Source organism: Pseudalkalibacillus salsuginis, from assembly GCF_021646685.1.
Classification (GTDB): Bacteria; Bacillota; Bacilli; order Bacillales; family Fictibacillaceae; genus Pseudalkalibacillus; species Pseudalkalibacillus salsuginis.
Map to the genome: position 1 here is coordinate 515,150 of NZ_JAKJHW010000001.1, position 12,617 is coordinate 527,766.

Sequence of the window (12,617 nt, forward strand, 5' to 3'; positions counted from 1 at the left end):
AATCAACCCGCATTCGATTCCAGGGTTGATTTTTTCAATCGTTTTCTCTGAGGTCGATGAAAAAGATGCCATCGGACTCTAAAGAGCAAAAAGAAATCTTTTTTAAATCTCGGAAACCTAATTTCTTAAGCTCTTGGCGTAACCAAAATTCTGTTTTACCTAACCTTTCCAAATGATCTCCCTGGATTTTCCCATCCAAAACCAATGGTAATGGAAAGAGATTACTGCCAGGGTCCTCCTCTTTTTCTTCCTCTTCCTTCTTGATTACTGAAAGCCTTCCTGTCGGCTCAAGAATCGCAAACTCGACATCCGAAACTTTATTTACTCCATTTTCACGTAACTGTATCAATAAATCATCGAAGTTGTATCGTTGTTTTTTCATTTGTGCCTCATCAATCTGGCCCCGATCGATGATGACGGAAGGCTTCCCATCGATAATATGCCTCATCTTTTCACTTTTTAAGGAAACATAGGCAAAAAACACCTGTAGAACCAACAAGACGCCGATTCCGAGCAGTGAGTGCATCATCGGTTTTTCCGGACTTTCAATTGATATGACCGCCATTTCCGCAATCATGATGGAGACGACAAAGTCAACAATCGAAAGCTGTCCGATTTCTCGCTTCCCCATTAGACGGAAAACAACGATGATGATGAAATAAATGAATAGGGTCCGAAACATTATAATCCCGATTTCCATGGAAGTCTTCTCCTTTCTTTACATAGTCTCACCGACTAAGGAGAAGATATGAAAAGTTCCAAATGGTAAAATTTTAGAAGTAAGCCAACAAATAGCGTAAAACCAAATAGATCGTGGAAATGATTAATGAAACGATCACTACTGGAAATCCGATCAAAAAGAATTGTACAAAGCTGAACGTCTGTTTAGACTTTGACGCTAATCCTGCAACAATGACATTCGCTGATGCACCGATCAGTGTTGCATTTCCACCTAGACATGAACCTAAGGCCAGCGCCCACCAGAGCGGGTCCAGATTTTGGATCCCGTATTCCTCGAACTCCATGATGACAGGTATCATAGCCGCTACAAACGGGATATTATCGACAAAACCTGAAAGCAAACCGGATCCCCATAAAATGATGATCGCAGTTTTAGGGATATCCCCTTCTGTCCATGACAATATTCCTCTTGCCATCTCATCGATGATTCCGACTTCGATCAAACCTCCTACCAGGATAAACAACCCAATAAAGAAAAAGAGCGTCACCCATTCAATTGAACGAAAAACCTCTTCGATCTCTTGTTCTTCCGTTGTAATCAGTAATAATAATAACGCACCGCTCATGGCTACAGTCGTCAAATCCAAATGAAGGAGCGGATGAAGGAGAAATCCGCATATCGTCAATAATAGGACTGTGACTGATTTATAAAGCATCGGCCCTTTCTTCAAAAATTCTTTTGGATCAAGCTGCATCAATTGTAACCGCTTTTCACTAGATATGAACAATGAACGCCGATAAAAAAGGGAGATCCCTCCGATGACCACGATATAGATAAGAAAGACAACTGGTCCAAGGTTCATGATAAAATCATTGAAGTCCAAATGATCGACAGCCTGACCAATCATTATATTGGGAGGGTCCCCAATCAACGTCGCTGTCCCTCCGATATTCGCAAATAAGATAGCGCTGATCAAAAAAGGAGTACTGGACACATTCAACATATTCGTCAATGTAATGATGATAGGTACTAACAGCAATACTGTTGTAACATTATCTAAAAACGCTGAGCCGATAGCCGTAATCGTGGACATGACGATCAATAACGGTATCGGCTTTCCTTTAACTTGTCGGGCCAATAGGATCGCTATGTATTCAAAAACGCCATTCTGGCTTGTGATCGAGACGAGAACCATCATTGAGAATAACAATGCGATCGTATTCCAATCGACATGCTCGAAAAAAGCTTGTTCGACCTCTAAAAGACCAAGAACGAGCATGATTACGCCACCGCAGCAAGCTACAAGAGCACGATTGATTTTTTCAGTCATAATTCCAATATAACTAGCTAAAAAAATGATAAACGCTAAAGTTACGCTCACATTTCCCATCCTCTACTTGTCCGTAATAGTACATGGTATGTAAGGAATCAAGTAAACATGTTCGACTTCTAATTTATCCTGAGGCTGAATAAGTTGTACTAAAGAATATACATGCCTATAAGGGGTGAGGAATATGTCCAGACGTATGATTTCAGCAATGGGGTTCGGGCTTATCGTCGTATTAGCGATCATCATGTCCAGCAGCTTCATACTTTCCATGATCCTTCGTTTTTCCAGCTTGACGGAGCAATCTTTGACCTGGGTAATTCTAGGACTATCGGTCATAGCTTTATTCATAGGAGGGATTGTCTCGGGGAGAAAAGGAAAGGAAAAAGGCTGGCTGCTTGGGGCAGGTACAGGACTGCTGTTTACGATTGTAGTCTTCCTTGTCCAATACCTTGGATACCAGATCAAATTCGATCCACAGCAATACATGCATCATCTCGGCTATTTGCTTGCATCCGCTTTAGGGGGGATGATGGGGGTGAACCTCTCATCCCATAAAAATTAAGGTACCATAACGAAAAGACAGCAACAAAAAAAGAGACTGATTCACCATGTGCTTGACCTTTTAGGCACATGCTTTGTTTCAGCCTCTTTTTTAGATTACTGATTATTATCGACCACTTCGCGAATTGCAGAGCGATCGTATGTAAGTTTCGATCCATCTCCTGCACGAAGGACGACTGAGTTGTTTTCTTCGTCAATCGCTTCGACTGTAGCGTGTAAACCACCAATCGTAATGACGCGATTTCCCTTCTCAAGACTCGCCTGCATTTGAGCCGTCTTTTTCTGACGCTTTTGTTGAGGTCTGATCAAGATGAAATAGAAAATCACAAACATTAGAATAATTGGTATCAATCCACCTAAACCTTCCATGTGCTGTTCCCCCCTTTCAAATCATAGTATATGTTAAAAGTTTTTTGCATCAGGTTTATTGAAACCATATTGTTCAAAAAACTCTTCCCGGAAATCAAGCAATCGATCCTCTTGTATCGCCTGTCTGACCCGCTCCATCAATTCTAACAGAAAATAAAGATTATGATAAGTCGTTAGCCGGAAGCCGAATGTTTCACTGCTTTTCACAAGATGCCGGATATAGGCTCTTGAATAGTTTCGACATGTGTAACAATCACAATTTTCGTCAAGAGGTCGGAAATCCTTGCTGAACTTCGCATTCCGTACGACTAATCTTCCTTCGCTCGTCATACACGTCCCATTGCGGGCAATCCTCGTAGGAAGAACACAATCAAACATGTCGATGCCCCGGATCGCCCCATCGATAAGTGAGTCAGGTGACCCGACTCCCATCAAGTATCTTGGCTTATCCTCCGGAAGCCAAGGTGCAGTGAATTCCAATACGCGGTTCATGACATCTTTTGGTTCTCCGACAGACAATCCGCCGATTGCATACCCCGGGAAGTCAAGCGATACAAGATCTTTGGCACTTTGTTTCCGAAGATCTTCATATTCTCCGCCCTGGACGATCCCGAACAATCCTTGGTCTCCAGGTCTTTGATGGGCTTCCAAACAACGTTCTGCCCAGCGACTTGTCCGCTCTACGGACTGCTTCATATAGGAGTTTTCAGCAGGGTAGGGCGGACATTCATCGAACGCCATCATGATATCTGAGCCTAATGCATTTTGAATATCGATTGCACCTTCTGGGGTAAGGAACAATTTTTCCCCACTAAGATGGTTCCTAAAGTGGACGCCTTCTTCTGTGATTTTTCTTAAATCACTTAAGCTGAATACTTGGAATCCACCGGAGTCTGTCAATATCGCCCCGTCCCAATTCATGAATTTATGTAGGCCACCCGCCTCTCTGACAATATCGTGTCCTGGCCGGAGCCATAAGTGATACGTATTGCTAAGAATGATGCCAGCACCCATTTCCTCAAGTTCCTCTGGGCTCATGGTCTTGACCGTCGCTAGTGTCCCTACAGGCATAAATACAGGTGTTTCGAACGTACCGTGCGGGGTGTGGACTTTCCCAAGGCGAGCTCCTGATTGTTTACATGTTTTGATATGTTCATAGCGTATGGCGCTCATCGGTGACTGATACTCCCTTCTAGAATCAGCATTGCATCCCCGAAGCTGAAGAAACGATACTCAGCATCCACAGCCTCTTTATAAGATCTCATAATCAAATCTTTTCCTGCTAATGCACTTACCAACATGATCAATGTTGATTGTGGAAGGTGAAAGTTTGTGATCAGTCCATCAATTCCCTTGAACGTATACCCAGGATAAATGAAGATATCTGTCCAACCTGATTGTTCCTCGAATCCTTTTGGGCTATTATTGGCTACTGTTTCGAGAGTCCGCGCAGATGTTGTGCCGACCCCGATAATACGACCGCCATCTTCCCTTACTTGATTCAATAGATTCGCGGTGCCTTTGGATATCTGATAATATTCCCCGTGCATTTCGTGTTCTTCCACCAGCTCTGCAGAAACTGGACGAAACGTTCCTAGACCGACATGTAACGTAATATAAGCAACATGGATCTTTTGGTCTTGAAGCTTCTCAATCAACTCTTCCGTAAAATGCAAACCGGCCGTCGGTGCAGCCACTGAACCGATGTGCTTTGAAAAGACGGTCTGATACCGTTCTTTATCATTCAACTGCTCCCTTATGTAAGGTGGGAGAGGCATTTCACCTAGTCTGTCGAGAATTTCATAAAAGGTGTTCCCCTCATAGGCAAAACTTAATAAACGTTCCCCTTGAGCACCTTCTTCAAGACATGTTGCTTTCAACTGGCCATCTCCGAAAGAAAGAGTGGTTCCGGATTTTATACGTTTGGCTGGTTTTACAAGGGTTTTCCAAGTATCGTCGTCTTCTTCTTTTAAAAGCAAGACCTCAATTTTCGCACCTGTATCAGGCTTTATACCATACAATCTTGCAGGTAAAACTCGTGTATCATTCAAAACCAGGCAATCTCCAGGCTTCAAATATTTCGTAATATCACTGAATGCGTTATGTTCTAAACTGCCTGATTCAGGATCGACGACCAACATTCTCGATTTTGTCCTATCTTTAAGCGGTGTCTGCGCAATCAAATGTTCGGGCAAATCAAAGTCGAATTCATTTACTTTCATAATCGTTCACCTTATTCATAAGCTTTTTGTTTTTCATTGATGTGGTCAAGAGAGAGCATTATCTGAATCGTCCGATCAAATAAAAGATCAACGATAGGACAATGCTCACGACGATTGAGGTAACAATCGGAAAATAAAAGGTCGTATTCCCTTTTTTGAAAACAATGTCGCCTGGCAGCTTACCGATAAAGCTGCCGATGATACCAAAAAGAATAAATACGATCCCGATTACGATGAAAATTTTACTCATGATCTTTTCGGTTCCTCCAAGTCAAAATGCTTGTAAGCAAGTCCCGTGGCCATGCGCCCCCTTGGTGTACGTTGAATGAACCCAATTTGGAGCAAGTAAGGTTCATATACATCCTCAATGGTTTGAGGCTCTTCCCCTATTGTTGCAGCGATGGTATTCAAACCGACAGGACCTCCCTTGTAATTTTCAATCATCCCTCTTAACAATTTATAGTCAATGTTGTCCAATCCTAAACGGTCCACCTGCAGTCTTTCAAGTGCTTGGACCGCAATATCCTTTGTTATGATCCCCTCACCTTGTACTTGTGCGAAGTCACGGACCCTTTTCAAAAGCCGGTTCACAATTCGTGGTGTCCCCCTTGCCCTTCGCCCCAGCTCTTCAGCAGCATCAGACTGTACTTGTATCTCAAAGAAATCCCCTGTCCGGATGACGATCTCTGTCAAATCTTCCAGTTCGTAATAATCAAGCCTGCTGTGGACACCAAAACGGTCACGAAGTGGCGCAGATAATAAACCTGCCCGGGTAGTCGCACCTACCAACGTGAACGGCGGGAGGTCCAAGCGTACAGATCTTGCAGTTTCACCTTTTCCAATAACAATGTCAAGGCAGAAATCTTCCATTGCAGGATATAACACTTCCTCCACAGAACGATGAAGTCTATGAATTTCATCAATGAATAGGACATCACCAGGTTCAAGCGCAGTCAAAACCGCTGCTAGATCACCAGGCCGCTCAATGGCAGGACCACTGGTCGTTCGTATATTGACCCCCATTTCATTCGCGATGATGCAGGAAAGAGTCGTCTTTCCCAATCCTGGCGGTCCATAAAGGAGCACATGATCGAGCGGTTCACTACGCATTTTCGCAGCTTCTATAAATACTTTAAGGTTTTCCTTCACCTTTTGTTGTCCGATATATTGCTGGAGATACTGCGGACGTAAACTGAATTCAAGTGTTTCATCATCCTGATTGAGTTCATTTGAAATAATCCGTTCTTCCATCTCACACCCACCTCAGGTTTAATTCAATAATAATTGTAAAGCTTTCTTGATGTATTGATCGGTTGTCAATTCACCTTCACCTTCTAGCTGAGGTGCAATCTTTTTGATTTCTCTATGACCATATCCTAGGGCCTCAAGCGCTTCAAACGCATCTTGCAAACCATCTTGAGGAACCTCGACCCTTGGCCTTTCCTCAATCTTCACTTCTGTCCAAGTCGTCAACTTCCCTTTCAAATCTAAAATCATCTGTCTTGCTGTCTTTTTTCCAACTCCCGGAAAACGTGTCAAAAACTTTTCATCTTCATTCTCAACCGCAGAAACAACCTGATCCGGTTTCCCTGAAGCTAAAATGGCAAGTGCTCCCTTTGGCCCGATTCCCGAAACTTGAATCAATTTCATGAAAAGATCACGTTCATCCAGATTTTCAAACCCGTATAACGCAAGAATATCTTCCCGGACATGCTGATAGGTATAAATTGTTGTAGTGTTTCCGATTTGCTTTTGATAAACGAACGGATTTGGACAATTTATTTTATAACCGATGTTTCCGCATTCAATGACGACATGATCTGTATGTATGTATTTTACTTGACCAGTAATATAATCAATCAATGGTAGTAACCTTCTCCCCTATGTAGTGCGTATGATCTCTCTCCTATTGAAAATACGAACGTTTCTTCTTATTTTTTATTGTAGCATATCAGTTGAAGAAAAGTCGATGGAATATAGACCTGGATAGGATGGATTCTCTAGATGTAAAACGACCCAAGTATGATCACTCATAAAATCAATTTAATATCCAGTTCAGTCCTTATAATGAACATTAAAAGACCTACTGCTAATAAGGCAGTAGGCCAAGGCTCCAGGTTATCAGCCCTTTATTCTTTTATTGCATAGGGTTTATATTGATTGATTACTTCTTGATAATTTGTCTTCGTCTCAACTCGAATACCCTCTCTTAACTTTTTCAGAAGGTTGCTTTCAAGTTTATGGACATCAATTTGATAGAACGATTGAATAACTTGGTCTTCATGGGGTCTACCGTTGAAGATCGTAAGGATACCATCTTCGGTCAAACCAAAATATCCATTTACTTTCAATAGTGGCGAGATATCGTCTATTTCCTGTTCAAATATGATTCGACTCAAATCTTGGTCAACCAATTGCCAGTCTGCATATGCTGCCCAAAAGTCATCCATTGACCAGATCGTTTCATAGATGACTTCTTGACTGCTTTCCCCGTCTAAATAAGTTCGCTGTAGAAGAACTTCGACCGTAAGTGGCCCGGAAACAGTTTGTGCTTTTGGACTTCCTGTTTGAACCTGCGAAGGTAAATTTGCTTTCACCTCATCCTCAAACGAATGAAACAAGAGTACATAAACTGCCCCTAAAACGGTCACAACTAATGGAAACACCCATGCTGTTTTCATGGAGAAGGCTTTCACCAACTATCACCTCTCGTTGTCTTCTTCAGACAATTATACATTCAGTAATAGTTTTACCGTATTAGGATAATTTATCCATCTTGTTCAAGAGAAATGCGCCTCGTATTCTTCATCATCTACTTCCAAGTTGTGATACACTTCTTGTACATCTTCCAGATCTTCCAACGCATCAATCAAACCAAACATCTTTTTAGCATCTTCACTTTCAAGCTTTGTGAGTGTTTGAGGGATCATTGTAATTTCTGAAATAGAAGGTGTATAACCTTTTGCCAGCAGTTCTTCTTTCACACTGGAAAAGTTCTCTGCATCAGTATGGATCTCATAGGTGTCTTCTTTTACTTCATACTCTTCTGCACCTGCTTCAATGATTTCCAGCATGAATTCATCTTCAGATAATGAAACATTTTCTTGAGGAATGATGATCAATCCTTTTCGATCAAACATGAAAGCGACGCATCCGGATTCTCCAAGGTTTCCTCCGTTTTTAGAAAACGCATGTCTCACTTCAGCTGCAGTACGGTTTTTATTATCAGTCAACACTTCTACCATCACTGCTGTCCCTCCGACACCATACCCTTCATAGACGATTTCTTCGTAATTGGCACCTTCTATATTCCCAGTTGCCTTTTTGATGGCTCGATCGATGTTTTCATTCGGCATATTCGCGGATTTGGCTTTATCAATGGTTAATCGCAGCGATGGGTTCGTTTCTGGATCGCCTCCACCCTCTTTCGCTGCTACGAAAATTTCTTTTGCAAGCTTCATGAATACTTTTCCGCGTTTCGCATCCTGTGCATTTTTCCGCCGCTGTATATTTTTCCATTTAGAATGTCCTGCCATAATGTTTCTCCCCTTTTGATGCACTTCAGTATCAATATAGCACATATGTTTATCTGTAAAAAGAAAATGGGAGTGACACACTAAGTGCCACCTCCCGATCAACATCCGATTAACGATTGTTTCCAAAAGGGCGTTGTACTTCATCGCCAAGATCGTTCATAATTCCATTGACATCTGAACGCACCTCAGCGAAACCATTACCGCCCCTTAAGTCATCGTCGACGTTTCTGATTCTTGTAAACATATCTTCATCCGTTGTTACACGAACATTTTTATCTGTCATTTGTTGCACAGTGTTTTTGACTTTGTCCCTGATCGTTTGATCATTACGATCGTTCGTATCGATACCTATTAGAACTGTATCCCCATTTACGACGACACGAGCGTCATTAACGTCATTCATGCCCTTGACTCTATCACGGATCCGCTGCGCTAGATCTCCACCGTTGTAATCGTCTGCATAATTGACTTCTGCTCTATCCAAGTCATTACGGTTGCGGTCACGATCAGCTATCTCAGTTAAAGGACCTTCACCATCAGTATTATTGGAGTAGTACCCGATTGGCCGCGTATCATTGTTGTAACGGGTATCCATTGCCTCATTACCGTCTGCATTACAGGCTGACATCGTAACTGTCAGCATAAGTGCCGAAGTCAAAACCATTGATTTTTTCATAAAATAAACCTCCTTTCACCATTTAGAATGGCAATCAGAGGTTTAAAATAATCTCAATTACAATGGAAATGATTAACTTTTGTTTTTGCCCTTAGGTTCTTTTTTCTTTTCTTTTCGAGGCTGCATCTGGATGTCGATGTCCCAATAAGGATCTCTCCCAGGAGTTTGGCCCATAAATGGAAGCTGACCCATTCCGCCCTGATCTTGCTGCATCCACGGCATTTGTCCCGCTTGCTGGTCTTGGCCCATCATCGGAAATTGACCCATTCCCGCTTGCCCTTGCTGCATCCACGGCATTTGGCCTGCTCCTGCTTGATCTTGGCCCATCGTCGGAAACTGGCCCATTCCCGCTTGCCCTTGCTGTATCCACGGCATTTGGCCTGCTCCTGCTTGATCTTGGCCCATCGTCGGAAACTGGCCCATTCCCGCTTGCCCTTGCTGCATCCACGGCATTTGGCCTGCTCCTGCTTGATCTTGGCCCATCGTCGGAAACTGGCCCATTCCCGCTTGCCCTTGTTGCATCCATGGCGATTGACCTGTGCCTTGCTGGCCTTGACCCATCGTCGGGAGCTGACCCATTCCCGCTTGCCCTTGTTGCATCCATGGCGATTGACCTGTGCCTTGCTGGCCTTGACCCATCGTTGGGAACTGCCCCATTCCCGCTTGGTCCTGGGTTAGCCAGGGATTTTGTGCTTCATTATTTTGCCCATGTTGCATCCATGGCATCTGTCCTGCTCCCTGTTGATCTTGCTGCATCCATGGCATCTGCCCTGCTCCCTGCTGGCCATGTTGCATCCATGGCATCTGCCCTGCTCCCTGTTGATCTTGCTGCATCCATGGCATCTGCCCTGCTCCCTCCTGGCCATGTTGCATCCATGGCATCTGCCCTGCTCCCTGCTGGCCATGTTGCATCCATGATTGACCCATTCCGCCATGACCTTGGCTCATCCATTGATAATCATCTGGAGCCATTTCTTCCATACCGTACATTCCTTGATGCCCCATGTAACCTGTTGGCATTTCTCCGTAATGGTCCATATGCCCATACATAGAGTAATCACCCATATGATGAGGCGAATATCCGTATGGTTGCATCATCGGATCACAGCAAGGATCCATCATTCCGTATGAATCATGGTAGCCCCATGGACCTGAACAAGGATCCGGCATGCAATAATCGTCATATGGAACACATTCAACTGGAGGACATGGCTCTATAGGCTTTGGCTTTGGAATTTCATAAGTGGTCGTTTTTTCTTCCTGTTGTATGCCTAATGTAATTTGAAACTCTTCCTCTGTAATCGGTGCCTTAGGTTTTTTAGGAACCGGTTTCTCCTTCACAATCGGCTTTTCCTTTATCGGTTTTTCTTTGATCGGCATCTCCTTTTTAATCGGCATTTCTTTTTTCACAGGCTTTTGAATAGGCATTTCTTTTTTCAGTTTAGGTATTGGCATTTCTTTTTTTGGTTTAGGAATCGGTATTTCCTTTGCAATTGGCTTTTCTTTCATTTTCATATGAGGCTTGATATGGGGATTCAGATTGCCAGGTTTATTCGCTTTTCCGTGCGGATTACTTGCCGGTACATTTACTTTAGCACCTGGATAAATGATATCAGGTGTACTGATTTGGGGATTTGCTTTAATGACATCTTGTAACTCAACACCGTACATTTTAGATATTTTCCAGAGTGTATCCCCTTTTTTCACAATGTGAATTTTCAAAACGATCTCCTCCCTGCCTAATTCATTACACAGTATATGAGAGATTGGGCATCTTGCTACAATTTTACAAACGCGCTGTTCACCATAATCAATATATGATTCCCATGAAATTCATATTCAATTTTGTTGGTAAAGCTCGTGATTCCCATAAGAGTTATGGTATTCTAAAAACGAAACTGTTGTTTTGGGAGGAGATACGATGAAAGAAAGAGGAGACAAGGTCCTAGGTGAAGAACGGAGGGACCTTTTGCTACAATGGCTGAAACAAAGCAATTCACCGTTGACTGGTAGTTATCTCGCAAAGCAAACAAATGTGAGCCGGCAGGTGATCGTTCAAGATATCTCGTTGTTGAAGGCTAGAAATGAACCAATCATGGCTACTTCGCATGGGTACCTATACTTTCAGGCAGGTCCTACAAATCAAAAATATACAAGGATCATCGCATGCCAGCATTCTTCTGAAGAAACAATGGATGAATTGAACACGATTGTAGATTTTGGCGCAACTGTAAAAGATGTGACGATTGAACATCCTGTTTATGGAGATTTGACAGGGGCGATCATGCTCAAAAATCGACATGATGTTGAACAGTTCATAAATAAGGTACAGGAGACGAACGCTTCATATCTGCTTGAACTGACAGGCGGAGTCCACTTGCACACGATAGAAGCAGATTCAGAAGATCAACTTGATCAAGTATGCCTTGCATTAGAGGATAAAGGTTATTTGTTGCCACGTTCATAATTTTGAATGGATAAGGGGGTGTTTTCAATTTTCAACCGACAGAGGTCCAATTGAAACACTCTATGCTCCAGACCCGATTATATTTACTTGCCTTACATGCTCCAGCTTTTCAAGCGATTTAAGAATGCCGTTTATGTCTTCCTTAGAAGAAGCTGTTTCAATCGACATCGTGATATTCGCTCTTCCTTGCAGTGGGATTGTCTGGTGAATCGTCAATATATTACAACCTAACTCAGCTAGAATCCCCAATAAGGACGATAAAGATCCAGAACGATCTTCTAAATGAATGGAGATCGATACGATTTTCTTTTGGACCATCGTTTCAAAAGGAAAAATCCGATCACGATATTTATAAAATGCACTCCTGCTTAAATCTACAGCTTTAACTGCTTCATTGATTGTATTTACTTTTCCCGTCTCCAATAGCATTTTCGCTTCAAGAGTTTTCGTCATGGCTTCTGAAAGGACATCCTCCCTTACCAGATAAAAACGTTCCCCTTTATAATTCATCTTAAAGCCTCCTGTCAGGAATTATTACTTCAGTATAAAATGATTAGCATTTGTTAGCAAGCATCAAGAAAAGCGCAAACGCCCTGATCAACTACGAAGGTCACTGGAAGTCCGACGAGGAGGCTCGAACCAAACAAAGTTCGGTTCTGCGTGGGCAAATACTTCAAACTAAATCAATGTGTCGGCCGCCGCAGGAGGATTGAAGTGATCCAAGTGGTTGGGCGATGGAGCTAGACAATAAGAAAAGCGTAAACGCCCTTCGAA

15 protein-coding genes are annotated in these 12,617 nt (G+C 42.7%); 2 read left to right on the forward strand and 13 right to left on the reverse strand.

Annotation, left to right across the window (positions count from 1 at the left end):
- Window positions 1-34 precede the first annotated feature (34 nt).
- The gene (locus L1611_RS02660) at window positions 35-700 is read right to left on the reverse strand and encodes a DUF421 domain-containing protein (RefSeq protein ID WP_236311512.1); all 666 of its coding nucleotides are present in this window, start codon (window positions 698-700) and stop codon (window positions 35-37) included.
- Window positions 701-773: 73 nt separating this feature from the next.
- Window positions 774-2,072 (reverse strand): ArsB/NhaD family transporter, encoded by a 1,299-nt coding sequence (locus tag L1611_RS02665; RefSeq protein ID WP_265738331.1) that lies wholly within the window; start codon window positions 2,070-2,072, stop codon window positions 774-776.
- Window positions 2,073-2,196: 124 nt separating this feature from the next.
- Between L1611_RS02665 and L1611_RS02670 the strand changes: the two genes are divergently transcribed.
- The gene (locus L1611_RS02670) at window positions 2,197-2,574 is read left to right on the forward strand and encodes a TIGR04086 family membrane protein (protein ID WP_236311515.1); all 378 of its coding nucleotides are present in this window, start codon (window positions 2,197-2,199) and stop codon (window positions 2,572-2,574) included.
- Window positions 2,575-2,669: 95 nt separating this feature from the next.
- Here L1611_RS02670 and yajC read toward each other — a convergent pair whose 3' ends face one another.
- From yajC to safA, 10 genes are all read right to left on the reverse strand, one after another.
- Entirely contained in the window at window positions 2,670-2,942 is a 273-nt protein-coding gene (yajC, locus tag L1611_RS02675) for a preprotein translocase subunit YajC (RefSeq protein WP_225064091.1), read from the reverse strand.
- A gap of 33 nt (window positions 2,943-2,975) precedes the next feature.
- Window positions 2,976-4,115: a tRNA guanosine(34) transglycosylase Tgt gene (gene tgt, locus L1611_RS02680; RefSeq protein ID WP_236311517.1), complete on the reverse strand. Its 1,140-nt coding sequence runs from the start codon at window positions 4,113-4,115 to the stop codon at window positions 2,976-2,978.
- Complete coding sequence (queA, locus tag L1611_RS02685) at window positions 4,112-5,164, reverse strand: tRNA preQ1(34) S-adenosylmethionine ribosyltransferase-isomerase QueA (protein WP_236311518.1); 1,053 nt, start codon at window positions 5,162-5,164, stop codon at window positions 4,112-4,114. Before queA ends, tgt begins: the two co-directional genes overlap by 4 nt.
- 58 nt (window positions 5,165-5,222) lie before the next feature.
- Window positions 5,223-5,414 carry a DUF2905 domain-containing protein gene (locus tag L1611_RS02690; protein ID WP_221566209.1) on the reverse strand — a complete coding sequence of 64 codons (192 nt, stop codon included), beginning with the start codon at window positions 5,412-5,414 and terminating at the stop codon, window positions 5,223-5,225.
- The gene (ruvB, locus tag L1611_RS02695; protein WP_236311520.1) at window positions 5,411-6,415 is read right to left on the reverse strand and encodes a Holliday junction branch migration DNA helicase RuvB; all 1,005 of its coding nucleotides are present in this window, start codon (window positions 6,413-6,415) and stop codon (window positions 5,411-5,413) included. Before ruvB ends, L1611_RS02690 begins: the two co-directional genes overlap by 4 nt.
- An 18-nt stretch (window positions 6,416-6,433) precedes the next feature.
- Window positions 6,434-7,027: a Holliday junction branch migration protein RuvA gene (gene ruvA / locus L1611_RS02700; protein ID WP_236311522.1), complete on the reverse strand. Its 594-nt coding sequence runs from the start codon at window positions 7,025-7,027 to the stop codon at window positions 6,434-6,436.
- 266 nt (window positions 7,028-7,293) lie between these two features.
- Window positions 7,294-7,860 carry a BofC C-terminal domain-containing protein gene (locus L1611_RS02705; protein WP_236311523.1) on the reverse strand — a complete coding sequence of 189 codons (567 nt, stop codon included), beginning with the start codon at window positions 7,858-7,860 and terminating at the stop codon, window positions 7,294-7,296.
- Between the two features lie 84 nt (window positions 7,861-7,944).
- On the reverse strand, window positions 7,945-8,700 hold the full coding sequence (locus L1611_RS02710) for a YebC/PmpR family DNA-binding transcriptional regulator (RefSeq protein ID WP_236311525.1): 756 nt from the start codon (window positions 8,698-8,700) through the stop codon (window positions 7,945-7,947).
- Window positions 8,701-8,809: 109 nt separating this feature from the next.
- Window positions 8,810-9,376 carry a YhcN/YlaJ family sporulation lipoprotein gene (locus L1611_RS02715; RefSeq protein ID WP_236311527.1) on the reverse strand — a complete coding sequence of 189 codons (567 nt, stop codon included), beginning with the start codon at window positions 9,374-9,376 and terminating at the stop codon, window positions 8,810-8,812.
- A gap of 72 nt (window positions 9,377-9,448) precedes the next feature.
- Entirely contained in the window at window positions 9,449-11,098 is a 1,650-nt protein-coding gene (safA, locus tag L1611_RS02720; protein WP_236311528.1) for a SafA/ExsA family spore coat assembly protein, read from the reverse strand.
- Window positions 11,099-11,297: 199 nt separating this feature from the next.
- On the opposite strand from safA, the gene L1611_RS02725 reads away from it, so the two are divergent.
- Entirely contained in the window at window positions 11,298-11,843 is a 546-nt protein-coding gene (locus L1611_RS02725; RefSeq protein WP_236311529.1) for a transcription repressor NadR, read from the forward strand.
- Window positions 11,844-11,903: 60 nt separating this feature from the next.
- Here L1611_RS02725 and L1611_RS02730 read toward each other — a convergent pair whose 3' ends face one another.
- The gene (locus L1611_RS02730; protein ID WP_236311530.1) at window positions 11,904-12,353 is read right to left on the reverse strand and encodes an ACT domain-containing protein; all 450 of its coding nucleotides are present in this window, start codon (window positions 12,351-12,353) and stop codon (window positions 11,904-11,906) included.
- Between the last annotated feature and the right edge of the window lie 264 nt (window positions 12,354-12,617).